The sequence below is a fragment of the Streptomyces triticagri genome (assembly GCF_003429565.1).
GTDB lineage: Bacteria > Actinomycetota > Actinomycetes > Streptomycetales > Streptomycetaceae > Streptomyces > Streptomyces triticagri.
On the sequence record NZ_QUAK01000049.1, the window covers coordinates 35,055 to 60,414 of the forward strand.

The window sequence follows — 25,360 nt, forward strand, 5'->3', positions numbered from 1 at the left end:
ACCAAGGAAGGAGCGCGTGTGGCCCGTCACATCCTGCGCCGGCTTCTCATGACGATTCCTGTGGTGCTCGGCACCACCCTGATCATCTTCGCCGCCGTCTACGCCCTGCCCGGTGACCCGGTACAGACCCTGGCCGGTCCCGACCGCGCCGTCACGCCCGCCATGGCGGAGGCGCTGCGGGCGCACTACCGCCTGGACGAGCCTTTCCTCGTCCAGTACGGGCACTACCTCGCAGGGCTGGCCCAGGGGGACTTCGGCATCGACTTCAACGAGACTCCCGTCTCCTCGCTGATCGCGGCCGGCTGGCCGGTGACCGTCCGGCTCGCCCTGATGACCTGGGTCATCCAGGCCCTGGTGGGGGTGGGGCTCGGGGTGCTTGCGGCCGTCCGCGCCGGCCGGGCCACCGACTTCGCGATCCTCGGCGGCTCCACCCTGATCCTCGCCGTGCCGTACTTCATCACCGCGTACGTCGCCCAGATCGTGCTCGGCGACCGGCTGGGCTGGTTCCCCGTGTCGGGCATCGACGAGGGCTGGCCCCGGAGTTATCTCGTACCCGCACTCTGCCTCGCGCTCCTCGGGGTGCCCGAGGTGGCCCGCCTCACCCGCGCCAGCGTGCTGGAGAATCTGCACGCCGAGTTCGTGGACACCGCGGTCGCCAAGGGCGCAGGCCGGCTGCGGGTGCTGGTCGGACACGTCCTGCGGAACTCGCTGATCCCGGTCGTCTCCATGCTCGGACTGACCCTCGGCACCCTGATGTCGGGGACGATCCTGATCGAGGGGATCTTCAATCTGCCCGGCCTCGGCTACCAGGCCTTCCAGGGCATCCAGCAGCACAACGGGCCCGTGGTCGTCGGCATCAGCACCCTTCTCGTCCTCACCTTCCTGCTCATCAACCTCATCGTCGACGTGCTCTACGTCGTCATCGACCCGAGGATCCGCCTTGACTAGCGTCCTGAACACACCCGTCACCGACCGGGACCGGAGCCGTAGCGAGGGGACCTTCCGGGGGCTGCTGCGCCGGCCACGATTCCTCGTACCGGCATGCGGAGTCCTGCTGATGTGCGCCATGGCCGTGGCCCCGGGCGTCTTCAGCGGCTGGTTCGGACACGGCGACCCGCGGGAGTGCACGCTCGAACGCAGCGGCCAAGGGCCCGCCGCAGGGCACCCGTTCGGCTTCGACATCCAGGGGTGTGACCTCTACAGCAACGTCGTGCACGGCACCCGTGACTCGCTGACCATAGGCCTGCTCGCCACCGGGCTCAGCTTCGCCGTCGCGGTCGTACTCGGTTCCCTGGCCGGATACTTCGGCGGGCTCGTCGACCAGGTGATCAGCCGGGTCATGGACATCTTCTTCGGGTTCCCGCTGCTGATCGGCATGATCGTGGTGCTGCAGACCTTCGGCGTGCACGACGTGTGGAGCGTCTCGGTCGTCCTCGCGCTCTTCACCTGGCCCTCGCTCACCCGCATCATGCGATCGTCCGTACTCGCCGTCCGCAGTCTCGAATTCGTCACCGCGGCCCGCGAGCTGGGGGCGGGCACGCTGCGCATTCTGGTCCGGCACGTGATACCGAACGCCATCGCACCCGTCGCCGTCCTGACGAGCCTGAGCATCGGCGCCGTCATCACCGCCGAGGCCGCCCTCACCTTCCTCGGCGTCGGCCTGACCGCACCGGCGATGTCCTGGGGTGTCCAACTCAACGCCGCTCAGGAGTACTTCACCGAGCACCTCAATCTGCTCGTCTTCCCCGCCCTGTTCCTGTCCGTCGCCGTCCTCAGCTTCGTCCTGCTCGGGGACTGCCTCCGCGACGCCTTCGATCCGAGGTCCCGATGACCACTGCGCCGTACGCCCGCCCCCAGCACTCCGGCCCGCTGCACCCGGGCCCGCTGCAGGACCTGCCCGGCTACGATCCCGGGGCCGCTCCCCTCGAAGTCGGCGGCCTGCAGGTCGAGTTCCCTGCCACCCGGTCCCGACCGCGGGCCGACGTCGTCTCCGGTGCCACGTTCCGGGTCGCGTCGGGCCGGACACTCGCCGTGGTGGGCGAATCGGGCAGCGGCAAGAGCCTGACGGCTCGCGCCGTGATGGGGCTGCTGCCGCACGGCGCCCGCGTCACCGACGGCCACGCCCGGCTCTGCGGGGTCGATCTGCTCGGCCTCCCGGACCGGCAGGCACGCTCCCTGCGCGGACGTCACATCGCGATGGTCTTCCAGGATGCGCTCGCCGCCCTCAATCCGGTCGTCCCGGTCGGGCACCAGATCGCCGAGGTGTACCGCGTGCACGGATGCACGGGACGCCGGGAGGCCTTCGACCGGGCGGTGGCGATGCTCGCCCGGGTCGGCATACCCGAGCCCGCAGTACGCGCCGGCCACTACCCGCATCAGTTCTCCGGCGGGATGCGCCAGCGGGTCATGATCGCCATGGCCCTGGCGCTGACGCCCCGGGTACTCATCGCCGACGAGCCGACCACCGCTCTCGACGTGACCGTCCAGGCCCAGATCCTCGGCCTCCTCAAGAGCCTCAAGGACCAACACGGGCTGAGCCTCGTCCTGATCAGCCACGACCTGTCCGTCGTCGCCGGAACCGCCGACCGCGTCGCCGTCATGTACGGCGGAAGGGTCGTCGAGGAGGCCGCTGCGGACGATCTCTACGCGCGCCCCGCCCACCCGTACACCCGGGCGCTGCTCGACGCCGTCCCCCGGCGGGGCCACCGGGGCCGGCCGCTCGCGGCGCTCCCCGGTGCTCCGCCGGATCCGGCGCGGCCGCCCGGCGGTTGCCCCTTCCGTCCCCGGTGTTCGCTCGCGCAGGCGGACTGTGCGGTACCACCGCCGCTGGAGACGGTAGGCCCCGGCCATCTGTCCGCCTGCCACCGTTCCCAGGAGGTTTCCGCGCGATGAGCCGCAGTTCCCGAGCCGTGAGCCCTGACGAGAGTCCCGTGAACCGTGATGGGGATCCCCTGTCGTCCGCGCGCCCCCTGGTCCTCGAAGCGTCGGATCTCGTCAAGCGGCACCGCAGCAGCGGGTTCCTCCGGTCCCGGGCGTCGAGCGACACTCCTGCCGTCGACGGTGTGAGCCTGCGGCTGCGCCAGGGCGAGACGCTCGGCCTGGTCGGTGAGTCGGGGTGCGGCAAGTCGAGTCTGGCCCGCCTGCTGACGGCCGTCGACCGCCCGACCTCGGGACACGTCGAGGTGCTGGGCCGCCGGCTCGATCAGCTGGACGGACGAGCGCTGCGTGCCGCACGCCGGAACATCCAACTGGTCTTCCAGGACCCGTACACCTGCCTGGATCCCCGGATGACGGTCGGTGCCATCGTGCGTGAGCCCTTGCTCATCCACCGTGATCCGGCGCCGCGCAGGGACCGGCGCCGACGCGTCGCCGAACTGCTGGAACTCGTAGGACTGAACCCCGACCATGCGGACCGGCGGCCGCACGAGTTCTCCGGCGGCCAGCGCCAGCGGATCGGCATCGCGCGGGCACTTGCGCTGCGCCCCGAGGTCGTGGTCTGCGACGAGCCGGTCTCCGCTCTCGACGTCTCCGTCCAGGCCCAGATCGTGAACCTGTTCACCGCGCTCCAGCGCGAGTTGGGCATCGCCTATGTATTCATCTCCCACGACCTCGCGGTGGTGGAGCACATGGCCGACCGGGTCGCCGTCATGCACCACGGTCGCATCGTGGAGCAGGGCACGGTGGACGAGATCTACGACCACGCCCGGCACCCATACACGGCAGAGCTCCTGAGCAGCTCACCCGCGCCGTTGCCGTAGCAGGCCGACGCAAAGATCCCGCCTGACGAACCGGTCAGGCGGGATCTGGTGGAATCACCTCGGTGAACCGAGGTCGAGGTGTGGAGCTAAGGAGAATTGAACTCCTGACCTCCTGCATGCCATGCAGGCGCTCTACCAACTGAGCTATAGCCCCTTGCTGTCCGTACAGCGGCCCCGGGCCGCGGCGACGTCGACAACATTACACGGTCCCCCCGGCCGTTCGCCAAATCGTTTGTCCGCGAAGACCGCCGGTCAGGGCGCAGACCTGTGGTCAGGCCGTGGCGAAGGAATAGAAGCGCTTGAGCGTGCAGTGCTCCTCCAGGAGGCGGCCGTAGATGGGCTCCCCCTCGAGCTCCCGGTAGGTCTCGATGGGGTCGCCTTTTATGATCAGCGCCCGGGCGCATTCCTCGCACCAGTACTGGTACTCCGCGTTCACCGGCTCCATGTCGCGGACGATCGGCGTACCACTGCCGCACCAGTCGCATTTCCTCCTGTGCGCACCCATCGATCAGCTCCAGGAGTGGCCGCAGGCCGTGCAGACGAAGGAGATTCCGCCGTTGTCCCCGAGGACTTGGGCGACATGGCCCGAGCCGCAGGACGGACAGTTGAGATCGCCGGAGCCGACGGGGTCCTCGCACGCGGGGCAGGTGAACCGGAGGGCGTATTCCGGGAGCCAGTCGTAGCCCTGTGCCTCTGCGACGTCGAGCAGGTCGTTGACCTCCTCGAGGATGCTCGCAGGCATCGGTCTCTCCCTCCCGTCGACCCGGCTCCTCGCGTGATGGGGCGGCCCCCTTCCGGCCCCGCCCGATTCTGCCACGGCCGCACTCATGGGTCAGCGACGTGCGCGTACCAGTCCGGACAAGGCGCCGGCCAGGGCGGTCGCGGCAAGCGCGGCCGCGCACACGAGCAGCCCGTCCGCCGACGCCTGCGCCCCGCCCGTACCCCCGGTCGCAGCGGCCTCCACGCGGTTCAGGAACAGCGCGCCGAAGACCGCGACTCCGACCAGCTGCCCGAGCTGGGTGACGGTCGCCAGGAGCCCGCTGGCGTCCGCCGCGTCGGCCGGACCGACCCCGGCGAGCGCTCCCGTGAGCGCCGGGCTGAAGCCGAGCGAGAGCCCTACGCCGACCCCGACGAAGGCCAGGTACAGGAGCAGCCCGCCGTCGTCGCCGTCCCGCAGCAGCAGTGCGAAGGCCGTGGTGCACACCGCGACCAGAGTGCACCCGGCGGGGATCAGCCACCGCTGGAGCGGCGCCGGCCACTTCCGCCAGGTGAGCCCCACCGCACCGAAGGCGATCGCGGCCGGCGCGAACGTCAGGCCGGCACGCAGCGCGCTGTATCCGAGCCCGCCCTGGAGATGCAGGGCAAGTACGAACAGGAAACCGGCGTTGACCGCCATCACCAGGAGGATGCGGGCGACGGCGAGGCCCATGCCCGGCAGTCGCAGCACCCTGGGGGCGACGATGGGGGCGCTCCCGCGCGCGGAGAGCCTCGATTCGACGGCCACAAAAACCGCGAACATCAAGACACTTGAGCCCATCGAAAGCCAGGACCACAAGGGCCAGTCCTCTTCCTGACCGAGGACCATAGGGACGGTGAAAAGGGTCACCGCCGCCGCGAGCAGGACCAGACCCGGCAGGTCGAGCCCGCGCCGGCTCTCGGGTGCGGGCCGGGTGTCCGCGGGCAGCAGCCGGGCGCCCAGGAGCAGCAGAGCAGCACCGATCGGCACGTTCACCAGGAAGACCGGCCGCCAGCCCGACCCGAAGAGGTCGGCGCTCACCAGGACCCCGCCGATCACCTGGCCCGCCGCCGCCCCCGTGGCGAGCACTGCGGCGTACGCACCGAGCGCCCGCACCCGTGCCTCGCCCTGGTAGGTCCGCTGGATGAGGCTGAGGACCTGGGGGATCAGTACGGCCGCGCCCGCGCCCTGCACCAGTCGGAAGGCGATCAGCTCGCCGGTGTTCACGCTGAGACCGCAGGCGAGCGAGGCGAGCGTGAAGACGAGAAGGCCGACGAGGTACATCCGACGGTGCCCGAACCGGTCGCCGAGCCGCGCGCCGGTGATGAGCAGCACGGCGTACGCGATGGTGTAGCCGGCGACGACGAGCTGGAGGCCGGCGCCCGATGCGGACAGGTCGGTGCGGATGGTGGGTGCCGCGACATTGACGATGAACACGTCGAGCAGGGCCATGAATTGGGCGGCGAGCACCAGCGCGAGGACCCGGCCGGGCCGGGTGCCGTGCGCATTGTCAGTGCCGCGCGTTCTACTGGTGACGGCGGAAGTGGTCATGCGCCGAGCCTGACCGCAGCCCGGTGCCCGTACCGAGAGCCCGCCGATACGGGTAGTGACAGCACCTGGCAAGGCATCGGCCGGGGCACGACGATGGGGGATGTGACGACGATGGCCACCACACAGCGCCGCAGGACGGAGCTGGCCGCCTTCCTGCGTGGCCGCCGGGCCCGTGTGAGCCCGGCGGACGTCGGCATGCCGCCCGGCGTGCGGCGGCGCACGCCCGGCCTGCGCCGCGAGGAGGTCGCCCAGCTCTCCGGTGTCGGTGTGACCTGGTACACCTGGCTCGAGCAGGGCCGTCCGATCAATGCCTCGCCGCAGGTGCTCGACGCGGTCGCCCGCACCCTGCGCCTGGATCGCCCCGGGCGCGAGCATCTGTACCACCTGGCGGAGGTGCCGTTCACGCCCGAGGTGCCGGGATCCGCACTGGCGCAGGAGGTCGGCCCGGAGATCCAGGGCCTCCTGGACGCCCTGGACCCGCACCCGGCGGTGGTCTACAACGCCCGGTACGACATCCTCGCCACCAATGCCGCCTACCGGGCGCTGTTCTTCGTCCCGCCGATGGCCGACACCCCCACGCCCAATGTGCTGTGGACGCTGTTCACCGTCTCGGAGGAGGCCTGTCCGCTGGTCTTCCGGGACGCCGAACTGCCGGTGATGGTCGCGCAGTTGCGCGGCGCGTACGGCACCCATGTCGGCGAGCCGGCCTGGGAGTGCTTCATATCGGGTCTGTGCGAGGCCAGCCCGCACTTCGCGGAGCTGTGGGCCGGCGGGGACGTGGTGCCTCCGGGACCGCGGGTGAAGCACTTCAAGCACGGTCTGGTGGGCGAGCTGCGGATGACGTCGGTATCGCTCGCGATCAACGGCATGCCGGAGTGCCGGATCGTGGCGTACACGCCGGAGGACGAGGAGAGCCGCCGGCGCCTGGCCGTACTGCGGGCCCGCAGTGAGCCCCTGACGGCGAGCCCCTGACGGCCGCGGACGCCCTTGCGGCCGGGAACGCAGAAGTCCCGCCCCCTGCTGGGGACGGGACGAAAAGTACTGCTTGTGGAGCTGTGGAGCTAAGGAGAATTGAACTCCTGACCTCCTGCATGCCATGCAGGCGCTCTACCAACTGAGCTATAGCCCCTTGCGCTCTCCCCGCTCGGCGGGCGAACAAGAAGAACTTTAGCCCGGGACCAGGCGGAAAGTGAAATCCGGGTGCGGGCCCCGCCCACCGGCCGGTGGGCGACCCGACAGGCCCCCGCCCGCACCCCGCAGGAGCCGTTCGTCAGTCGTCGTCGCCGAGGACCGGCTCGGGCAGCGTGCCCGCGTTGTGCTCGAGGAGCCGCCAGCCGCGGGCGCCTTCGCCGAGCACGGACCAGCAGCAGTTGGAGAGGCCGCCGAGCCCCTCCCAGTTGTGCGGCTCGAGGTCGAGCAGCCGCCCGATGGTCGTACGGATCGTGCCGCCGTGGCTGGTGACGACGAGGGTGCCGCCGTCGGGGAGCTTGTCGGCATGCCCCAGGACGACGGGGGCCGCGCGGTCGGCGACCTCGGTCTCCAGTTCACCGCCGCCTCTGCGGACGGCCTCGCCGCGTTTCCACGCCGCGTACTGCTCGCCGTAGGACGCCATGATCTCGTCGTGGGTCAGCCCCTGCCAGGCACCGGCGTAGGTCTCGCGCAGACCTTCGTCGTGGCTGACCTCGAGGCCGGTCAGGGCGGCGAGTTCACCGGCGGTGGCGGCTGCCCTGGCCAGGTCGGACGCGACGATCGCAGCCGGCTTCAGGGAGGCGAGCAGCCGGGCCGCGCGGCGGGCCTGGGCGAGGCCCTCGTCGGTGAGCGGGATGTCCGTGGTGCCCTGGAAGCGGCGCTCGAGGTTCCAGGCGGTCTGGCCGTGCCGCCACAGGACGATGCGGCGGCCGCGGCCGGCCGTGGCGTTCTGGAAGGGCCCGGACGTCACCGGATGTCACCGGCCGGGAGATCGGTGTCCTGCGCGGTCTGCTCGGCGTGCTCCGCCCCCTTGCCGCGGGTCGCCTCGGCGTCCTCGGGCAGGTCGAGCTCGGGGCAGTCCTTCCACAGCCGCTCGAGCGCGTAGAAGACGCGCTCCTCGCTGTGCTGGACGTGCACCACGATGTCGACGTAGTCGAGCAGCACCCAGCGGGCCTCGCGGTCGCCCTCGCGGCGCACGGGCTTGGCGTCGAGCTCCTTGGACAGCCGCTCCTCGATGCCGTCGACGATCGACTTGACCTGCCGGTCGTTCGGCGCGGAGGCGAGGAGGAAGGCGTCCGTGATCGACAGCACGTCGCTGACGTCGTAGGCGATGATGTCGTGCGCGAGCTTGTCGGCGGCTGCCTGGGCGGCGGTCTCGATGAGCTCGATGGAGCGGTCTGTCGCGGTCACTGCAAGGCTTTCCGTCGATATCGGGTGGACCTCCAGGGTCTCACGGACCGCACAGGACACTGGAGCCGATATCAGGTCCGCCCCCCGGGGGGACGCGCTGGGGGCGGACCGCGAGGTGCCTCAGGAAGCGCTGTAGTCGGAGCCGAGGACCACTGAGATGTCCGCGTTGGCCGCCGTCTTCCCCTTGCGTACGGCGGCCGCGGGCAGGCCCAGGGTCTTGGCGATCTCGGCGGCCTCCTTCTGCTGCGCCGTGTCGCCGTAGGTGACCTGGGACGTGGTCCGGTCGGAGCCGCTGCCCGCGACGACCGACCAGCCGCCGTTGACCAGATCGACCCGGGCCCGCTGCACGGCCTTCCCGGCGCCGGAGAGGCTGACCCGGACCGCCTCGTCCTGGTCGGGGGCCTTGACCTTGCCGCCGAGAAGATCCTGGACGACCTTCTGCGAGGTGGCCTGGGTCAGGGTCCCGTCGCGCTGCACGGGCAGCACCGTCGACTGGTAGTCGCCGCCCTTGGCGCGGTCGGCCAGCTTGGCGAGGAAGGCGCCGAGGCTCTTCTCGTCCAGCGGCGGGTCGAGGATCAGGGTGAGCGTCTCGACGGTGGTGGTCGCGGCCTGCCGATCGGTCGAGATCTTGCGCAGTACGCCCTGCATGACCTGGCCGAACCGCTTGAGCTGCGCCGTCTCCGGCTCGCCCTTCGCGCGGTATGTGGCGTACGCGACGGCCATCGCTCCGCTGAGGGTCTGCTGCTCGCCCTTCTTGACCAGCGGCGCCTGGCCCTTCTTCTCGGCGGCCGGGTCGGGGACGTCGGTGTCGGTGTCGATGTCGATGTTGCCGACGAGTTCGACCAGGTTGTCCAGGTAGGGGGTGTCCAGGCGCCAGGTGCCCTCGATGCGGGTGCCGAGCAGCGAGTTGATGGAGTCGCGGGTGCCGCCCGTGCCGTCGTCGTCGACGGACTTGCCGAGGGTGGTCGTGGCGCCGTCGTCGTTCGTCACGGACAGCGAGTTGGGCAGCAGGACGGTGCTGCCGCGGCCGGTGGTGGAGTTGTCGACGAGCAGCGCCGTGGAGGTGCCGCCCTTCTTGGTGTTGTGCAGGTGGACGACGATGACGTCGCGCTTCTGCGGTCCGGACGCGGCGGCGTCGTCGCCCTTGGTGTCGGACACGCCGGGCAGTCTGCCCTCGTACCAGAGGTAGCCGACGCCGCCGGTGAGGACGAGGGCCAGGACGACGACCAGGGCGACGAGTCGGTTGCGGCCGCGGCGTTTGGCCTCCTCGCGGCGTTCGGTGCGGCTCTCGGTGAACTTGAGCCAGTCGATGACGTCCTCGGACTCCTCGTCCGGCTCCTCGATGAACGAGAACTGCTCGGTGCGGTAGTCGCGTTCGTCGCCGCCGGCTGCGGCGTCGCCCTGCGGGCCGCGCTGGGGCGGGAGCGGCTGCTGGGGCGGATCCTCGGGGCGGTGCTGCTGGGGGACCCAGGCGGTCCGGTCGTCGACCCGCGGCTGCTGTCCGGTGCCGGCGGCCTGCCCGTACGGGTCGTAGCCGCCGTATCCCTGGTCGTAGCCCTGCCCGCCGTAGCCCTGGTCCGGTACGGGCGGCTGCGGACCGGTGTTCGCGGCGGCGCCGTACGGGTCGTAGCCGTAGCCCTGGTCGCCGGCGTACGGGTCGAACTGCTGGGTGTGCTGGTCGTGTTGCGGATGCGGCGGCTGCCGGGGCGCCGCGGGCGGCTGCTGCGGGACCTGCTGGTACACCGGCCGGCCGTACTCGTCGTAGCCGACGATCTCGTAGGCGGAGCCCGGCTGAGCGTACGGGTCCTGCCCGCCCGCGTACGGGTCGTACTGTCGGTCGTTCACCGGTGCCCCTCTCGGCTCACTCGCCGCGGTACAGCTCGCGCTTGTCGATGTAACGCACCACGCCGTCCGGCACCAGGTACCAGACCGGGTCGCCGGCCGCGACCCTCGCACGGCAGTCCGTGGAGGAGATGGCCAGGGCCGGGACCTCCACCAGGGAGACGCCGCCCTCCGGGAGGCCGGGGTCCGCCAGCGTGTGCCCGGGGCGCGTCACACCGATGAAGTGGGCGAGGGAGAACAGCTCCTCGGCGTCCCGCCAGGTGAGGATCTGGCCGAGGGCGTCGGCCCCGGTGATGAAGAACAGATCCGTGTCGGGGTGCATGGAGCGCAGATCGCGCAGGGTGTCGATCGTGTAGGTCTTGCCGCCGCGGTCGATGTCGATACGGCTGACCGAGAACTGCGGGTTCTCGGCGGTGGCGATGACCGTCATCAGATAGCGGTCCTCGGCCGGTGAGACCGTCTTGTGGCTCTTCTGCCACGGCTCTCCGGTCGGGACGAACATGACCTCGTCCAGCTGGAACTGCGCGGCCACCTCGCTGGCGGCCACCAGGTGCCCGTGATGGATCGGGTCGAAGGTGCCGCCCATGACGCCGAGACGGCGTTTGGCGGCGCCGGGCTCCGTCTGCGGGCCGGTAGGCGTGTCCTGCTCTCCCATGCGTGCAGACCCTACCGGCCCGTTCGGGTGACGCGGTCGCGGCCGTCCTCCGGAGGACCGCTCCGCGGGCCGTGTCAGCGGTCGCGGTTGAACCGCGTGGTGATCCACAGGAGCAGCATCAGCGCGAAGAACGCCATGCCGCCGACGAAGTAGGGGTTGAGGCTCTCGTGGTTGCCGCCGTGCTCGCCGCCCTCGGAGGCGAGGGTGACCAGCTGGGCCGCGGTGCTGTGCAGACTCATCGTGGAGTGGACCTATCCGGGTGGGAGCGGGTTCTGCCACATCGTAATCGGACGTTCCGCAGCGCTCACGGGGACCGGGTACCGGACACGCCCCGCGGCCGTTCGGCCCGGAAAGCGCCGGCTCGTCCCTCTCGCAGCGCAGGCGGAGCCCGTAGGCTGGATTCCCGTACGGGGGGCGAGACCACTCGCAGATCTTTGGGGGCCGTGAAATGACCGAAAGCCACGACCAGCTGCCGGGCCGCAACCGCCGGCGCTTTCCGGGGATCTCGACCCGGGCCTACGAACATCCGGCGGACCGCTCGGCCCTGGTGGCCCTGCGCAAGCTGAGCGGTTTCGACACCGTCTTCAAGGCGCTGAGCGGTCTGCTCCCGGAGCGGAGCCTCAGGCTGCTGTTCCTGTCGGACTCGGTGCGGGTGAGCGACGCCCAGTTCAGCCATCTCAACACGATGCTGCAGGACGCCTGTTACATCCTGGACCTGGAGAAGGTCCCGCCGATGTACGTCAGCCAGGACCCGAAGCCGAATGCGATGTGCATCGGCATGGACGAGCCGATCATCGTGGTCACCACCGGCCTGGTGGAGCTGCTCGACGAGGAGGAGATGCGGGCGGTCGTCGGACACGAGGTGGGCCACGCCCTGTCGGGCCACTCGGTGTACCGGACGATCCTGCTCTTCCTGACGAACCTGGCCCTGAAGGTCGCCTGGATCCCGCTGGGGAACGTCGCGATCATGGCGATCGTCACCGCCCTGCGCGAGTGGTTCCGCAAGTCGGAGCTCTCGGCGGACCGCGCGGGCCTCCTGGTGGGCCAGGATCTGCAGGCCTCGATGCGCGGCCTGATGAAGATCGCGGGCGGCAATCACCTGCACGAGATGAACGTCGACGCGTTCCTGGCCCAGGCCGAGGAGTACGAGGCGGGCGGCGACCTGCGCGACTCGGTCCTGAAGATCATGAATGTGCTGCCGCGCACCCATCCCTTCACCACCGTGCGGGCCGCCGAGCTCAAGCGCTGGGCGGAGACCCGCGACTACCAGCGGATCATGGACGGCCACTACCCGCGGCGCGACGAGGACAAGGAGGCGTCGGTCTCCGACTCCTTCCGCCAGTCCGCGGGCGCGTACGCCCAGGACGTGCGCAGCAGCAAGGACCCGCTGATGAAGCTGGTCTCGGACCTGGCCGGCGGGGCGGGCGACCTGGGCGGCAAGCTGCGCGACCGGTTCACGGGCGGGACGGGCGGCTCCGGCGGCTCCGGCGGCGGTTCGGGCCGCGATTCCGGTACGCCGACGGAGAACGGCGAGGGACCGGACGACCGGGCCTGAGCCCCGGCCGGGACGGCCCGGTCTACGACGAGGAGCGGGGCGGCTTCGGCTGGGCCGAGGGGTCGAGCGATCCGCACAGTGCCGTGGCGCTGTCCGGGGCGTACGGGTCGGTGCCCGCGGGCCCGCCCACCTCGGCCTTCTGACCGGCGAGCAGCGGCCTGAGCCGCCCCACCGAGTCCGCGGCGCAGGCCAGCGGTCCGGCCTGCAGATACGAGACGAGCAGCTCGGCCCGGTGCATGCGCAGATCGGTCTGGTCGAAGCGGAAGTGCAGTTCCCGCCGGACGGTGAAGAGGGAGCTGCGGCCCTCGTCGGAGCCGGGCTCGCGCAGCGCGTAGACGAAGGTGTGCTCCGAAGTGACCTCGAGCGTACGGTCGTTGGCCTCGCCGACGTGCATCGAGCCGCGGACCCGGATGCCGCTGTCGGCCAGCGCGGCCTGGCCGGGGTCGAAGCGCACCAGCCAGCCGGTGGCGGCGTGCCGTCCGTCGGCGACGGGCCGGGCGAAGCTGGCGTCGAACTGGTCGAGCTGGTCCGGGTCGAGGAGTATCCGCACCGGCCGCACCGTGTGCCCGTTCAGTACGTCGTGGTCGAGCGACGACTCGACCAGGTAGTCCTTGGCCGTGGTCAGGGCGGTGAGGACCTGGCTCTCGGAGAAGTGCGCGGTGGCCCGGACCGCGGGCAGCGAGATGCCTGCCGCGCCCTGTTTGAACTGGGCGGCCGGGCTGTTCGCGAAGAGTTTCTCGGGGTCCTTCGCGCCCGGCACCGCGCCCTTGGGCACGAGCGGGATGACGGTCGACCGGAGCGGTTCCGCGGGGCGTCCCGCGGAGGGCTGCTCGTACGGGTGGCGGACGCCCATGTAGATCGCGGTGCCGAAGGCGATCGCGATGAGCACGACGAGGATCATGGCCTGGCGCGAGAAGTTCTTGACCACGGCGGCGGCCGGGCGGCTGCGGACGGCCGGTGTGTGCTCGTCGACCCGCTCGTGCGCGGAGAACTCCTGGATCCTGGCAGCACGGACGAAGGACTCGTCGAAGACGACGGAGCGGTACTCTTCCTCGCCGCCACCCGGGACTGAATCGGGTGTGCCCTCAGGTGGCTCTCCAGACCCGGCCATACATTCAGAGTAGGTCGTCACGGGCGTGCCTAAACGCCCTGGTGCGCCACAAGTTCTGACGGAATCTCACAGCCCTCCGACCTGCGTACGGGCTGGTGCCGGACGGGTGCGCGGCAGGTCCTGTCAGGGCAGCCGCGGCTCTGCGGGGACCGGTGGCTGCGAGTAGTCGGCCGATGCCGAGGGTGCCTGGTCGACGCCGGTGGTGGCGGGCGGCGGGGTGGGGTCCTGACGGCCGGAGCTGCTGCCGCGGTAGACGGCGGCGAAGGCGAGGGCGACCATGCCGACGCCCATCACCAGGGCGAGCAGCCAGGCCACCGGGCGGTGCCAGCGGGAGTTGCCGCGGCGGGCGTACGGCCCCTCGGCGTACTCCGGCTCGTCCGCGTCGTCATCGGATTCGGCGTCGGAGCGGGCGAACGCGCCGGTGCCGAAGACATAGCGCGTGCCGTACCCGGTGCGCTCGCCGTAGTCGCCCGGGCCGTCGGCCGCCTCCGGGTCGTCGTCCCCCGGGGAGCCGTGGCCACGGGCTCTGCGGGCCTCGGCGGCGGCGAGCAGCCGCTCGACCGCGGTGGGTTCATGGAATTCGGCCGAGCGCACGAAGGCCTCGTCGAAGACCACGGAGGCGAACGCGTCGTCCGCACCTCCGCGGTCGTGGCTGTCGTCGGGCTCCCGGCCGTCCGGAAACGGCGTGCCCCCCACGTCCTCCGGCACGGCTCCAGCGTAGACCGGAGGGGGCAATTTGGGCAGACGGTACGGGAATTCACCCCGCAACCCGATGTGTGCCGCCGGTCCGCGCGGGGTCGGACCGGCGCCGAGCGGCGAGCGTCAGCGCACGTGGCCGTCGCCGGTGACGATGTACTTCGTGGAGGTCAGTTCGGGCAGTCCCATCGGGCCTCGGGCGTGCAGCTTCTGGGTGGAGATGCCGATCTCGGCGCCGAAGCCGAACTGGCCGCCGTCGGTGAACCGCGTCGAGGCGTTGACCGCGACGGTGGTGGAGTCGACGAGCTGGGTGAAGCGGCGGGCCGCCTGCTGCGAGGTGGTCACGATGGCCTCGGTGTGCCCGGAGGTCCACAGCCGGATGTGCTCCACGGCCTTGTCGAGCGAGTCGACGACGCCGGCCGCGATGTCGTACGAGAGGTACTCGGTCTCCCAGTCCTCGGGAGTCGCGGGGACGACGGTGGCCTTGCTGCCGGCGGCGGCCGCGACGACGCGCTCGTCGCCGTGCACGGTGACGCCGGCCTCGGCGAGTGCGTCGAGGGCACGCGGCAGGAAGGCGTCCGCGATGTCCTGGTGGACGAGCAGGGTCTCGGCCGCATTGCAGACGCTCGGGCGCTGGGCCTTGGAGTTGACCAGGATCTCGACGGCCGTGTCGAGGTCGGCCTGCGCGTCCACGTACACATGGCAGTTGCCGGTGCCGGTCTCGATCACCGGGACCGTGGACTCCTCGACCACGGTGCGGATCAGGGAGGCGCCGCCGCGCGGGATGAGGACGTCGACCAGGCCGCGGGCGCGCATCAGCTCGGTCACGGAGTCGCGGGACTCCCCCGGGACCAGCTGGATGGCGTCGGCGGGCAGGCCGGCGCCGCCGATGGCGTCGCGCAGCACGCGGACCAGGGCGGTGTTCGAGTCGTACGCGGAGGAGGAGCCGCGCAGCAGGACCGCGTTGCCCGACTTCAGGCAGAGGGCGGCGGCGTCCACCGTGACGTTGGGCCGGGCCTCGTAGATGATGCCGACCACGCCGAGCGGGACGCGGACCTGGCGCAGGTCGATGCCGTTGGGCAGGGTCGAGCCGCGGACCACCTCGCCGACGGGGTCGGGCAGGGCCACCACGTCGCGTACGTCGGAGGCGATGGCGCGGACCCGCTCGGGGGTGAGGGTGAGGCGGTCCACGACGGTGTCGCTGGTGCCGGCCTCCTCGGCCCTTGCGACGTCCTTCGCGTTCGCCTCGACGATTTCCTTGGTCCGCACCTCGAGGGCGTCGGCGATGGCCAGGAGCGCGTCGTCCTTGACGGAGCGCGGCAGCGGGGCGAGGTCGGCGGCGGCGGACCTGGCCCGGTAGGCGGCCTGGGCGACCGGCGTCATGTTGTCGTACGGGGAGACCGGGATGGGCGACGTCATGACCGCAGGGTAGCCGGGCGGCCTGGGGCGTCCAGAGGGTGTTCCGTACTCCGAGACGTGCGCGGAGGCGTCTGCGCGCGGACGCCCCCGCGGGCGCGACTCGGCTCAAAAGGGGTGCACGCCGACCGGGGCCGCCGGGGGCGGACCGTAGCCTTCCGCGATGCGCTGGTGGTACGTCTCGCGGTCGATGACCTCGAGGCCGACGATCTCCCAGGGCGGCAGCCCGGCACTGAGGCGGTGCTCGCCCCACAGGCGCAGCGCGACGGCGGCGGCGTCGTGCAGATCCCTGGCCTCTTCCCAGTACCGGATCTCCGCGTGGTCCGCGGCATAGCGGCTGGTCAGCAGGAAGGGGTGGTCGTGGGCCAGCTGCTCGAGGCCGCGCCGCACATCGGGCAGCTGCGCCGCGGGGCCCGAGACGCTCAGCGTGACGTGCCAGAGCCTGGGCAGGTCCACGGGCCCGGGCCGCTCCTCGTCCGGGCACTCCTGGCCCGCCGTCACGCTGGTCAGCGCTCGTTCGGCGGGCACACCTCGGGCTGCCGCCCCAGGGCGCACTCGTCTCACGGCGGCCTCCTGTCAAGCTCTCGTCGTGCGGAAGTTGCCCCCTGGACAAAGTTGACCAGGCGACGAGAGCGCGCGTGACGGTTTTACGGAAGGTCCCTCACCGGGGGCTGCGGTTTCGGCCTCTTTTCGACAGGTGTCGACAGGTGGCGACAGGTGGCGACACGGGCTGACCCGGGCCGGGCACTTCGCGGAACGACCGGGCCCGTCACGCCTTCATGACCACCAGATCGTCCCGGTGCACGACCTCGCGCTCGTACGCAGGCCCGAGTTCCCTGGCCAGATCGCGGGTGGACCGGCCGATCAGCTGGGGGATCTCCTTGGCGTCGAAGTTGACGAGCCCCCGGGCGACGGCCCGGCCGGCCACGTCCCGCAGCTCCACCGGGTCCCCGGCCGAGAACTCGCCCTCGACCGCCCGGATCCCGGCCGGCAGGAGCGAGGTGCGGCGCTCGGTGACCGCGTGCACCGCACCGTCGTCAAGCGTGAGGGCGCCCTGCGGGGTCGAGGCGTGCTGCAGCCAGAGCAGCCGGTCGGCGGAGCGCCGCCCGGTGGGGTGGAAGTGCGTGCCCGTGGGGCGTCCCGCCAGGGCGTCGGCGGCGTGCACGGCGGAGGTCAGCACCACGGGGATGCCGGCCGCGGCCGCGATCCCGGCCGCCTCGACCTTGGTGACCATGCCGCCGGTGCCGACGCCGGCCCGGCCCGAGCTGCCGATCTGCACCCCGTCGAGGTCGGCGGGGCCGCGCACCTCCTCGATACGGGACGTCCCCGGCTTGGCGGGATCGCCGTCGTAGAGGCCGTCCACGTCGGAGAGCAGCACCAGGAGGTCGGCGCGGACCAGGTGGGCGACCAGGGCGGCCAGCCGGTCGTTGTCGCCGAAGCGGATCTCGTCGGTGGCCACCGTGTCGTTCTCGTTGACCACCGGCAGCGAGCCCATCGCAAGGAGCTGGTCGAGGGTGCGCGAGGCGTTGCGGTGGTGGGCGCGCCGGGCCATGTCGTCGCTGGTCAGCAGCACCTGGCCGACGCGTACGCCGTAGCGGGCGAAGGACGCGGTGTAGCGGGCCACGAGCAGTCCCTGGCCGACGCTGGCCGCGGCCTGCTGGCGGGCCAGATCGCGCGGGCGGCGGATCAGTCCGAGCGGGGCGAGTCCGGCGGCGATCGCCCCGGAGGAGACGAGCACGATCTCCCGCCCGCCGTCCTCGGGCGCTCCTGCGGCGGGCCGGGTCCGAGCCTTGGCCAGCACGTCGACCAGGGCGTCCACCCGGTCCGCGTCAAGGCCGCCCGCCGCGGTGGTCAGGGAGGACGAGCCGACCTTGACGACGATCCGCCGGGCCTCGCGCACGGCCCGGCGCTCGGGCGGTCGCACGGCCTCGGCCTCGTCCGCTCCGATGCCTGCCTCGTTCTGCCCTGCGCCCGACACGTACGTCCCCAATGGTCATGACCTGCTGGTATCCGCAGCGGAGTCCGCTTGCGGAGCGGTGTCTGCAATCTACGCGAGCACCGCGTGGGACCGCTTCTGCATTCCGAGGGGCGGAACGCCAGGGTCCAAGGGCGGGAAGGCGCAGGTACGAGGACCGTGCCGAGCGCCCGGGACAGGGAACGGAATGTGGCGCGTTTCACGTCCCAACCGACAGAGGGCCGGGACGTGTTGAGGTTCATAGCGTTTGCCCCTTTATCTCACGATTCCTGGGACCGAAGATTGCTACAGGGACCGGGATAGCCATACGGTCAGGGGTCGACCTTCCCCACCAAGGTCCGAGGATGATCCGCAAGTTCCGGCCGGCAGCTCGCCGCCGGTCCCGCAGCACCCTCGAGCAACACTCGCCCTCCCCCCAGCCAACCTGCCAGGAGCCCAGCCCGTGCCCTCCGCCGGTCTCGCACCCCGCCGCGTCGTGCAGCTGCTTGCCCTGCTGTCGATGTTCGTGCTCTTCACGGCCCAGCTCGCCGGCGCGCTGCTGCCGAACCTGCCGGTCTTCGTGATCGCCTCCGCCGGCGGGCTCGCCCTCGACACGTATCTGCAGTACCGGCAGCCCGGTCTGCTCGCGCTCCTGGGCAAGATCCGCTTCGACGTCACGGTCCGCCAGCTCCTGCGCGACATGCTGATCCTGGTCGGCCTGCTGCGACTGCCCGGCATCAACCCGCTGCACGAGCAGGCGCCGCTGACCATCTCGCTGCTCGCCTTCTTCCTGCTGCACTTCGTCTGCCAGGCGCTCGCCGTCCTGGTCCGCCGCAGCCGGCAGCTGCCGCTCGTCACGCGGAACATCGACGCGTCGGCGCTGCACCTGACCAAGGCCCCGCCGCGCATCCTGGCCCGCCGGCAGGCTCACCGCCTGCTGCTGTTCTCGGTCCCCGCGACCGTCGGCCTGCTCACCTCGGCACTCACCAAGACCGTGTACGGCGGAGCCGTCGGCGTCGGCGTCTCGCTCGCCGTGACCCTGGCGGGCACCGTGCACCTGGCCACCTGGCTGCTCCCGGCCAAGCGCGCGGCGAACGACAAGGCGGTCATGGAGTGGTTCGACCGGTGGCTCGCCGAGTACCGGCCCACGGTCGCCATGTACTTCTCCGGCGGCACCACCTCCGCGTACCAGGCGAACATGTGGCTCTCCACGCTCTCCAAGGTGGACGGCAAGCCGCTGATCGTGCTCCGCGAGCGCTTCATGGTGCAGAAGATCGACGCCACAGACGTGCCGATCGTCTGCATCCCCAAGGTCGCCAACATGTTCGCGCTCGAGAACTCGACGCTGAAGATGATGCTGCACCCGGCCAACTCCGGTAAGACGTCGCAGGTCCTGCGGATACCGTCGATCAAGCACGCGTTCACCAACCACGGCGAGAGCGACAAGCTCTCCTCCTGCAACCCGTACGCCAAGGCCTACGACGAGGTCTGGGTGGCCGGACCCGCCGCCCGCGACCGCTACCAGCAGGCCGACATCGGCGTCGACGACCGGGACGTGGTCGAGGTCGGCCGCCCCCAGCTCTCGCCGATCCTGCCGTACACGGGCGCCCCGAAGGGCACGTACACCACCGTCCTGTACGCCCCCACCTGGGAGGGCTGGGACGGCAACCCGGGCAACACCTCGGTGGTGCTTGCCGGTGAGAACATCGTGCGCCACCTGCTCGCCGACGACCGCGTCCGGCTGCTCTACAAGCCGCATCCGATGACCGGTTCCGTGGACCCGCGCGCGGGCGCGGCGGACGAGCGCATCCGGGCCCTGATCCGCGAGGCCGCCGCCCGGCGCTCCGGCGAGCGCCCCGGACCCGAGGCCGCGCAGGAGCTGGCCCGGCGCGCCACCGAGCTCGACGACCTGACCTCCACGAACTTCCGCACCGGCGCGGACGAAATGGAGCGGATGCTGCTCCAGGGCGTCCCGGACGGCAGCCGGGAGGCGGCCGTCGCGGTCGCCACCGAGGCCTGGGAGGCCGCTTACTGGGCGTCGCTGCCGGACTGGGAGCACCAGATCATCACGGACGCCCGGCCCGGCATCTTCACCTGCTTCAACCAGGCCGACCTGCTGATCAGCGATGTGTCCAGTGTGGTCTCCGACTACCTGACCAGCGAGAAGCCGTACGCGGTCGCAAACACCTCGGGCATGTCCGAGGCCGAGTTCCGCAGCAGCTTCCCGACCGTGAGCGCCGCGACGATCCTGAGCCCGGCCGCCGACGAGGTGCCCGGTCTCCTGGACACCGTGCGCAACCCGGAGAAGGACCGGCACGCGGCGGCCCGCGCGGAGCTGAAGGAGCACCTCCTCGGCCCCGCGGACCCGCCGTCCCTGGTCCGCTTCAACGACGCCGTACGCGCCCTGTGTGCGCGGGCGGACGAGCGGCGGGCCCGGATGGAGTCGAAGACCGCGGCGGGCATCCCGACGCAGCGCGAGGCGGAGGCCGACGAGGCCGCCGCGGAGCTGCACGGCGAGAACGCCGACCCCGAGAACGCCGAGAACGCCGAGAACACCGATGCGGCCGGAGCCGAGGACTCGGTCAACGCCTGAATCGACGACGGCACGCGCAACGGGTCGGGCCCCGAGGAACTTCTCCTGGGGGCCCGACCCGTTCTTCCGAGCGCGCCGGGCCGCTCACATCTCCCGCGGCGGCGGGGCGCCGCTCAGAACGGCTCGAAGCCGTCGAACTCCTGGTCCGCCTCGTCCCGTTCCGCCTGCCGGTCACGGCGGCGCTGCGCGGCCGGCCGCGGGGCCTCCAGGCGATGGTCCTCGCCGCGCCGGCCGAGCATCTCGGCGCCCGCGAGCACGGTGGGCTCCCAGTCGAAGACGACCGCGTTCTCCTCGGGGCCGATCGCGACGCCGTCGCCCGAGCGGGCGCCCGCCTTCACCAACTCCTCCTCGACACCGAGGCGGTTGAGCCGGTCCGCGAGATAGCCCACGGCCTCGTCGTTGTTGAAGTCGGTCTGGTGGACCCAGCGCTCCGGCTTCTCGCCGCGCACCCGGAAGAGGCCGTCCTCCTCGCGCTTGACCGTGAACCCGGCGTCGTCCACCGCCTTCGGCCGGATGACGATACGGGTCGCCTCCTCCTTGGGCTTCGCGGCACGCGCCGCAGCGACCAACTCGGCGAGCGCGAAGGACAGTTCCTTCAGCCCCGTGTGCGCCACGGCGGACGCCTCGAAGACCCGGTACCCCCTGGCCTCCAGGTCGGGCCGGACCATCTCGGCGAGGTCCTTGCCGTCGGGGACGTCGATCTTGTTGAGGACGACGAGGCGCGGACGGTCGGCCAGCCCGCCGTACTCGTTCAGCTCCGCCTCGATCGCGTCGAGGTCGGAGAGCGGGTCGCGGTCGGACTCCAGGGTCGCGGTGTCCAGGACGTGTACGAGGACGCTGCAGCGCTCCACGTGCCGCAGGAACTCCAGGCCGAGGCCCTTGCCCTGGCTCGCGCCGGGGATGAGCCCGGGCACGTCGGCCATCGTGAAGACCGTCGAACCGCCCGTCACCACACCGAGGTTGGGCACAAGCGTCGTGAAGGGGTAGTCCGCGATCTTCGGCTTGGCGGCGCTGAGCACCGAGATCAGCGAGGACTTGCCGGCGCTCGGGTAGCCGACCAGGGCCACGTCGGCGACGGTCTTGAGCTCGAGGACCACGTCCCCGGTACGGCCCGGCTCACCGAGCAGCGCGAAGCCGGGGGCCTTGCGGCGGGCCGAGGCGAGCGCCGCGTTCCCGAGGCCGCCGCGGCCGCCCTGGGCGGCGACGTAGCTGGTGCCCTCGCCGACCAGGTCCGCGAGGACGTTGCCCTGCTTGTCCAGGACGACGGTGCCGTCCGGTACGGGCAGCACGAGGTCGCCGCCGTCCTTGCCGGAGCGGTTGCCGCCCTCGCCGGGCTTGCCGTTGGTGGCCTTGCGGTGCGGGCTGTGGTGGTAGTCGAGGAGCGTCGTCACGGACTGGTCGACGACCAGCAGGACGTCACCGCCCCGGCCGCCGTTCCCCCCGTCCGGGCCGCCGAGCGGCTTGAACTTCTCCCGGTGCACGGAGGCACAGCCGTGGCCTCCGTTACCCGCGGCGATGTGCAGCTCGACGCGGTCCACGAAGGTGGTCATGGTGGGGTGCCTCCTGGGGGTCCCCCCGGCCGGCGGCCGGAGGAGTACGGAATGGTCTTACTCGTAACACGCCGAGGGCGGACCCGCTTCCCGTACGGAGTCCGTACGGAAGGCGAGGTCCGCCCTCGGAAAGAACCGCTCTACGGAGCCGGAATTACTCGGCGGCCGGAACGATGTTGACGACCTTGCGGCCGCGGTGGGTACCGAACTCCACGGCGCCGGCGGCAAGCGCGAACAGCGTGTCGTCCTTGCCGCGGCCGACGGAGTCGCCCGGGTGGAAGTGGGTGCCACGCTGGCGGACGATGATCTCACCGGCATTGACGAGCTGACCGCCGAAGCGCTTCACGCCGAGCCGCTGAGCGTTGGAATCGCGACCGTTCCGAGTGGACGATGCGCCCTTCTTGTGTGCCATGTCTCCTCAGTCCCTTACTTCGCAGCCGTGGGGATCTCAGTGACCTTGATCGCCGTGTACTGCTGGCGGTGGCCCTGACGACGGCGGTAGCCGGTCTTGTTCTTGTAGCGAAGGATGTCGATCTTCGCGCCCTTGTGGTGGTCCACGATCTCGGCCTGGACCTTGATGCCGGCCAGCACCCACGGGTCGCTGGTCACGGACTCGCCGTCGACAACGAGCAGGGTAGAGAGCTCTACCGTGTCGCCTACCTGGGCGGTGGAAATCTTGTCAACCTCAACGATGTCGCCGACAGCAACCTTGTGCTGGCGACCACCGCTGCGCACGATGGCGTACACGCGGAACTCTCTCTCGCTCGGAACGGAACCCCTGATGCCAGCCGCTCACACGGCTCCCTGGGGAACCGAGGATCCGGATCGGACGAGCGGCCTCTCCTGCACGAAGCGGGAGGGAGGTGCTCAGGGGCGCGGCGTAGTCACACACCGACGCCCAAGATTACGGGGCCTCCACCGAAAGGGTCAAACCAGGTACGACGACGCCCTCCGCCCGGCGGTACTGCCAGGTGGAGGGCGTCGTCGTGACGTACTGCTCAGGCGTCCTCGGCTCAGGCGTCCTCGGCCGGGGCCGAGACGCTCGACGCGGACGGCTGCTCGGCCGCGGCGGTCTTCTTCGCCTTGGTGGCCTTCTTCGCCGTCGTCGTCTTCTTGGCCGTCGTCTTCTTGGCCGCGGTCTTCTTCGTCGCGGCCTTCTTGGCGGTGGCCTTCTTGGCGGTCTTGCGGGCCGCCTTCTTCGCCGGAGCGGCCTCTTCCGCGGCCGGCTCCCCGGCAGCGGCCTCGTCGCCGCCCGAGGCGACGACCACCACGGCGGCTTCCTCCGCCGAGGTCGGGGCGGCGGCCTTGCGCACGGCACGGCGACGCGGACGCGCGGCGGGCTCCTCCACGGGCGCGGGCTCGGCCACGGGGGCCTCCTGCGCCGGTGCGACGGGCTCCGGCTCGGCGGCCGGCGCGGGCGGAGCCTCGACGGTGATCGCCGCAGGTGCCTCCTCGGCCGCCTTCGGGGACCCGGCCGGAGCCGAGGCCTTCCGGGAGGCGCGACGCCGCGTGCGAGGCGCCGGCGCGGCGGCCTCCTCGGCCGGCTCCGGAGCGGTAGCGGCGGGCTCCTCGACGGGCGTCTCGGTCACCGCGGCGGGCGTCTCCTGCGCCGGCTTCGGGGACCCGGCCGGAGCCGAGGCCTTGCGCGAGGCGCGGCGCCGCGAACGACCACCACGACCGGCCGCGGCCTCCGCCTCGGCGGCGCTGCCGTAGAGCTCCTCGTCCGGCTTGAAATCGGGCTCGGCGAGCTTGACCGGCGTCGCGACCTCGGCCGCGACCTCCGCCTCGGTCTCCGTCTCCGGCTCGGCCTTGGACTTCGCCGACGCGTCCTTCGCCGACGTGTCCTTCGCCGAACCGTCCTTGACGTGCTCGTGCGTGTGCTCCGCCGCCTGGTCCCCGCCGCGCCCGCGCTTCTTGGACCGCTTGCCGCCGCCACCGGAGGCCGTCGGCTGCTCCATGTGCACGATGACGCCACGGCCGTTGCAGTGCACGCAGGTCTCCGAGAACGACTCGAGCAGCCCCTGCCCGACCCGCTTACGGGTCATCTGGATCAGGCCGAGCGAGGTCACCTCGGCGACCTGGTGCTTGGTCCGGTCCCGGCCCAGGCACTCGAGAAGGCGTCGCATCACCAGGTCCCGGTTCGACTCCAGGACCATGTCGATGAAGTCGATGACGACGATGCCGCCGAGGTCCCTCAGGCGCAGCTGCCGGACGATCTCCTCGGCCGCCTCCAGGTTGTTCCGGGTGACGGTCTCCTCGAGGTTGCCGCCCTGACCCGTGAACTTCCCGGTGTTCACATCGATCACGATCATCGCTTCGGTCTTGTCGATGACCAGGGAGCCGCCGCTCGGCAGCCAGACCTTGCGGTCGAGCGCCTTCATCAGCTGCTCGTCGATGCGGTACGTGGCGAAGACGTCGACCTCGGAGGTCCACTTCTGCAGCCGGTCCGCGAGGTCCGGGGCCACGTGCGAGACGTATCCGTGGATGGTCTCCCAGGCGTTCTCACCGCTGACGATGACCTTGGAGAAGTCCTCGTTGAAGATGTCGCGCACGACACGGACGGTCATGTCCGGCTCGCCGTACAGCAGAGTCGGCGCATTGCCGCTCTTCGACTTCTTCCGGATCTCCTCCCACTGCGCCTGCAGCCGCTCGACGTCGCGGCGCAGCTCGTCCTCGCTCGCACCTTCGGCGGCGGTCCGCACGATGACGCCCGCGTCCTCGGGGACGATCTTCTTCAGGATGCTCTTCAGGCGCGCCCGCTCGGTGTCCGGGAGCTTGCGGCTGATGCCGGTCATCGAGCCCTCGGGCACGTAGACCAGGTACCGGCCGGGCAGCGACACCTGGCTGGTCAGCCGGGCGCCCTTGTGGCCGATCGGGTCCTTGGTGACCTGGACGAGCACGGACTGGCCGGACTTCAGGGCGGTCTCGATACGGCGCGGCCCGTTGGCCATGCCGAGCGCCTCGAAGTTGACCTCGCCCGCGTACAGCACGGCATTGCGGCCCTTGCCGATGTCGATGAAGGCGGCCTCCATCGACGGCAGGACGTTCTGCACCTTGCCCAGGTAGACATTGCCGACGTACGAGGTCGACTGCTCCTTGTTGACGTAGTGCTCGACCAGGACGTCGTCCTCGAGGACACCGATCTGGGTGCGCTCGCCCTGCTCCCGTACGACCATCACGCGCTCGACGGCCTCACGGCGGGCCAGGAACTCGGCCTCGGTGATGATCGGCACCCGGCGACGGCCCTGCTCACGCCCCTCGCGGCGGCGCTGCTTCTTCGCCTCCAGACGGGTCGAGCCCTTGATGGACTGCACCTCGTCCGAGGGCTCCGACTTGGGCCGCGGCTCGCGGACCTTGACGACCGTGCGCTCCGGGTCGCCGTCCACCGGCTCGCTGTCCTGACCCGAGTCACCGGCGCGACGCCGGCGCCGACGACGGCGCCGGCTGCTGCTGGAGCCGCCCGACTCGGCACGCTCCTCGTCGGCGGCCTCGGACCCGTCCTTGTCCTCGTCCGACTCGGACTGCTCGTCCGCGGCCTCGGTGTCCTCGCCCTCGTCCTGCGAC

Annotated in this window: 24 protein-coding genes and 2 tRNA genes; 7 read left to right on the forward strand and 19 right to left on the reverse strand. The window is 71.2% G+C overall.

From position 1 onward, the window contains the following. Nucleotides 1–18: 18 nt before the first annotated feature. Genes DY218_RS09210 through DY218_RS09225 form a run of 4 tightly spaced genes read left to right on the forward strand, consistent with a single transcriptional unit; the run spans nt 19 to nt 3,758 of the window. Nucleotides 19–948, forward strand: coding sequence for an ABC transporter permease (locus DY218_RS09210; protein ID WP_128555436.1), 930 nt, complete (start codon nt 19–21; stop codon nt 946–948). Beyond that, complete coding sequence (locus tag DY218_RS09215) at nt 941–1,831, forward strand: ABC transporter permease (RefSeq protein WP_128555437.1); 891 nt, start codon at nt 941–943, stop codon at nt 1,829–1,831. Before DY218_RS09210 ends, DY218_RS09215 begins: the two co-directional genes overlap by 8 nt. Further along, nucleotides 1,828–2,892: an ABC transporter ATP-binding protein gene (locus DY218_RS09220; RefSeq protein WP_128555438.1), complete on the forward strand. Its 1,065-nt coding sequence runs from the start codon at nt 1,828–1,830 to the stop codon at nt 2,890–2,892. The genes DY218_RS09215 and DY218_RS09220 overlap by 4 nt, the downstream gene beginning before the upstream one ends. A gap of 38 nt (nt 2,893–2,930) precedes the next feature. Further along, complete coding sequence (locus DY218_RS09225; protein WP_407703587.1) at nt 2,931–3,758, forward strand: ATP-binding cassette domain-containing protein; 828 nt, start codon at nt 2,931–2,933, stop codon at nt 3,756–3,758. Nucleotides 3,759–3,839: 81 nt separating this feature from the next. On the opposite strand, the gene DY218_RS09230 is transcribed toward DY218_RS09225, so the two are convergent. The 4 genes from DY218_RS09230 to DY218_RS09245 form a co-directional block, all read right to left on the reverse strand. Continuing rightward, nucleotides 3,840–3,912, reverse strand: a tRNA-Ala gene (locus tag DY218_RS09230). A 117-nt stretch (nt 3,913–4,029) separates the two neighbouring features. Then, nucleotides 4,030–4,263 (reverse strand): hypothetical protein, encoded by a 234-nt coding sequence (locus DY218_RS09235; RefSeq protein WP_128555440.1) that lies wholly within the window; start codon nt 4,261–4,263, stop codon nt 4,030–4,032. Between the two features lie 3 nt (nt 4,264–4,266). After that, complete coding sequence (locus DY218_RS09240) at nt 4,267–4,500, reverse strand: hypothetical protein (protein WP_128555441.1); 234 nt, start codon at nt 4,498–4,500, stop codon at nt 4,267–4,269. 90 nt (nt 4,501–4,590) lie between these two features. Continuing rightward, nucleotides 4,591–6,045, reverse strand: a complete 1,455-nt coding sequence (locus DY218_RS09245) for an MFS transporter (RefSeq protein WP_128555442.1) — start codon at nt 6,043–6,045, stop codon at nt 4,591–4,593. Nucleotides 6,046–6,138: 93 nt separating this feature from the next. Between DY218_RS09245 and DY218_RS09250 the strand changes: the two genes are divergently transcribed. Beyond that, the gene (locus tag DY218_RS09250) at nt 6,139–7,017 is read left to right on the forward strand and encodes a helix-turn-helix transcriptional regulator (RefSeq protein ID WP_128555443.1); all 879 of its coding nucleotides are present in this window, start codon (nt 6,139–6,141) and stop codon (nt 7,015–7,017) included. A gap of 84 nt (nt 7,018–7,101) precedes the next feature. Here the strand turns inward: DY218_RS09250 and DY218_RS09255 are convergent. The 6 genes from DY218_RS09255 to DY218_RS34485 all read right to left on the reverse strand — a co-directional run bounded on the left by DY218_RS09255 (nt 7,102) and on the right by DY218_RS34485 (nt 11,160). Next, a tRNA-Ala gene (locus DY218_RS09255) sits at nt 7,102–7,174 on the reverse strand. 141 nt (nt 7,175–7,315) lie between these two features. Continuing rightward, nucleotides 7,316–7,984 (reverse strand): histidine phosphatase family protein, encoded by a 669-nt coding sequence (locus DY218_RS09260; RefSeq protein WP_128555444.1) that lies wholly within the window; start codon nt 7,982–7,984, stop codon nt 7,316–7,318. Then, on the reverse strand, nt 7,981–8,424 hold the full coding sequence (gene rsfS, locus DY218_RS09265) for a ribosome silencing factor (protein WP_128555445.1): 444 nt from the start codon (nt 8,422–8,424) through the stop codon (nt 7,981–7,983). Before rsfS ends, DY218_RS09260 begins: the two co-directional genes overlap by 4 nt. A gap of 120 nt (nt 8,425–8,544) precedes the next feature. Further along, on the reverse strand, nt 8,545–10,269 hold the full coding sequence (locus DY218_RS09270; protein WP_325051983.1) for an LCP family protein: 1,725 nt from the start codon (nt 10,267–10,269) through the stop codon (nt 8,545–8,547). A gap of 16 nt (nt 10,270–10,285) precedes the next feature. Continuing rightward, nucleotides 10,286–10,921, reverse strand: coding sequence for a nicotinate-nucleotide adenylyltransferase (gene nadD / locus DY218_RS09275; RefSeq protein ID WP_128555447.1), 636 nt, complete (start codon nt 10,919–10,921; stop codon nt 10,286–10,288). A 74-nt stretch (nt 10,922–10,995) separates the two neighbouring features. Beyond that, complete coding sequence (locus tag DY218_RS34485) at nt 10,996–11,160, reverse strand: hypothetical protein (RefSeq protein WP_199566676.1); 165 nt, start codon at nt 11,158–11,160, stop codon at nt 10,996–10,998. Nucleotides 11,161–11,369: 209 nt separating this feature from the next. Here DY218_RS34485 and DY218_RS09280 point away from each other — a divergent pair, with 209 nt between their 5' ends. Continuing rightward, the gene (locus DY218_RS09280) at nt 11,370–12,476 is read left to right on the forward strand and encodes a M48 family metallopeptidase (RefSeq protein WP_128555448.1); all 1,107 of its coding nucleotides are present in this window, start codon (nt 11,370–11,372) and stop codon (nt 12,474–12,476) included. 22 nt (nt 12,477–12,498) lie between these two features. On the opposite strand, the gene DY218_RS09285 is transcribed toward DY218_RS09280, so the two are convergent. The 5 genes from DY218_RS09285 to proB all read right to left on the reverse strand — a co-directional run bounded on the left by DY218_RS09285 (nt 12,499) and on the right by proB (nt 17,599). Beyond that, nucleotides 12,499–13,587, reverse strand: coding sequence for an SCO2583 family membrane protein (locus DY218_RS09285; protein ID WP_128555449.1), 1,089 nt, complete (start codon nt 13,585–13,587; stop codon nt 12,499–12,501). Nucleotides 13,588–13,710: 123 nt separating this feature from the next. After that, nucleotides 13,711–14,295, reverse strand: a complete 585-nt coding sequence (locus DY218_RS09290; protein WP_456341168.1) for an SCO2584 family spore wall biosynthesis protein — start codon at nt 14,293–14,295, stop codon at nt 13,711–13,713. Nucleotides 14,296–14,409: 114 nt separating this feature from the next. After that, nucleotides 14,410–15,702 (reverse strand): glutamate-5-semialdehyde dehydrogenase, encoded by a 1,293-nt coding sequence (locus DY218_RS09295; protein WP_128555451.1) that lies wholly within the window; start codon nt 15,700–15,702, stop codon nt 14,410–14,412. 105 nt (nt 15,703–15,807) lie between these two features. Further along, nucleotides 15,808–16,263 carry a hypothetical protein gene (locus DY218_RS09300; protein WP_128555452.1) on the reverse strand — a complete coding sequence of 152 codons (456 nt, stop codon included), beginning with the start codon at nt 16,261–16,263 and terminating at the stop codon, nt 15,808–15,810. 205 nt (nt 16,264–16,468) lie between these two features. Then, complete coding sequence (gene proB, locus DY218_RS09305; RefSeq protein ID WP_128555459.1) at nt 16,469–17,599, reverse strand: glutamate 5-kinase; 1,131 nt, start codon at nt 17,597–17,599, stop codon at nt 16,469–16,471. A 517-nt stretch (nt 17,600–18,116) separates the two neighbouring features. On the opposite strand from proB, the gene DY218_RS09310 reads away from it, so the two are divergent. After that, nucleotides 18,117–20,246, forward strand: a complete 2,130-nt coding sequence (locus DY218_RS09310; protein ID WP_128555453.1) for a hypothetical protein — start codon at nt 18,117–18,119, stop codon at nt 20,244–20,246. Between the two features lie 113 nt (nt 20,247–20,359). Here DY218_RS09310 and obgE read toward each other — a convergent pair whose 3' ends face one another. From obgE to DY218_RS09330, 4 genes are all read right to left on the reverse strand, one after another. Further along, a complete protein-coding gene (obgE, locus tag DY218_RS09315) occupies nt 20,360–21,796 on the reverse strand; it encodes a GTPase ObgE (protein ID WP_128555454.1) in 1,437 nt (478 codons plus the stop codon). Between the two features lie 154 nt (nt 21,797–21,950). After that, on the reverse strand, nt 21,951–22,208 hold the full coding sequence (gene rpmA / locus DY218_RS09320) for a 50S ribosomal protein L27 (RefSeq protein ID WP_128555455.1): 258 nt from the start codon (nt 22,206–22,208) through the stop codon (nt 21,951–21,953). Nucleotides 22,209–22,222: 14 nt separating this feature from the next. Then, nucleotides 22,223–22,543, reverse strand: coding sequence for a 50S ribosomal protein L21 (gene rplU, locus DY218_RS09325; protein WP_128555456.1), 321 nt, complete (start codon nt 22,541–22,543; stop codon nt 22,223–22,225). A 266-nt stretch (nt 22,544–22,809) separates the two neighbouring features. Continuing rightward, nucleotides 22,810–25,360 (reverse strand): Rne/Rng family ribonuclease (locus DY218_RS09330; protein WP_147336129.1); only part of this gene is annotated, 2,551 nt, incomplete at its 5' end.

What these genes read in the sequence shown, in the direction of transcription:
- DY218_RS09280 (WP_128555448.1), top strand. Translation starts at nt 11,370, where the DNA reads ATGACCGAAAGCCACGACCAGCTGCCGGGCCGCAACCGCCGGCGCTTT.
- nadD (WP_128555447.1), bottom strand. Translation starts at nt 10,921, where the DNA reads ATGGGAGAGCAGGACACGCCTACCGGCCCGCAGACGGAGCCCGGCGCC.
- DY218_RS09250 (WP_128555443.1), top strand. Translation starts at nt 6,139, where the DNA reads ATGGGGGATGTGACGACGATGGCCACCACACAGCGCCGCAGGACGGAG.
- DY218_RS09220 (WP_128555438.1), top strand. Translation starts at nt 1,828, where the DNA reads ATGACCACTGCGCCGTACGCCCGCCCCCAGCACTCCGGCCCGCTGCAC.
- DY218_RS34485 (WP_199566676.1), bottom strand. Translation starts at nt 11,160, where the DNA reads ATGAGTCTGCACAGCACCGCGGCCCAGCTGGTCACCCTCGCCTCCGAG.
- DY218_RS09285 (WP_128555449.1), bottom strand. Translation starts at nt 13,587, where the DNA reads ATGGCCGGGTCTGGAGAGCCACCTGAGGGCACACCCGATTCAGTCCCG.
- DY218_RS09235 (WP_128555440.1), bottom strand. Translation starts at nt 4,263, where the DNA reads ATGGGTGCGCACAGGAGGAAATGCGACTGGTGCGGCAGTGGTACGCCG.
- rpmA (WP_128555455.1), bottom strand. Translation starts at nt 22,208, where the DNA reads ATGGCACACAAGAAGGGCGCATCGTCCACTCGGAACGGTCGCGATTCC.
- DY218_RS09240 (WP_128555441.1), bottom strand. Translation starts at nt 4,500, where the DNA reads ATGCCTGCGAGCATCCTCGAGGAGGTCAACGACCTGCTCGACGTCGCA.
- DY218_RS09295 (WP_128555451.1), bottom strand. Translation starts at nt 15,702, where the DNA reads ATGACGTCGCCCATCCCGGTCTCCCCGTACGACAACATGACGCCGGTC.
- DY218_RS09245 (WP_128555442.1), bottom strand. Translation starts at nt 6,045, where the DNA reads ATGACCACTTCCGCCGTCACCAGTAGAACGCGCGGCACTGACAATGCG.
- obgE (WP_128555454.1), bottom strand. Translation starts at nt 21,796, where the DNA reads ATGACCACCTTCGTGGACCGCGTCGAGCTGCACATCGCCGCGGGTAAC.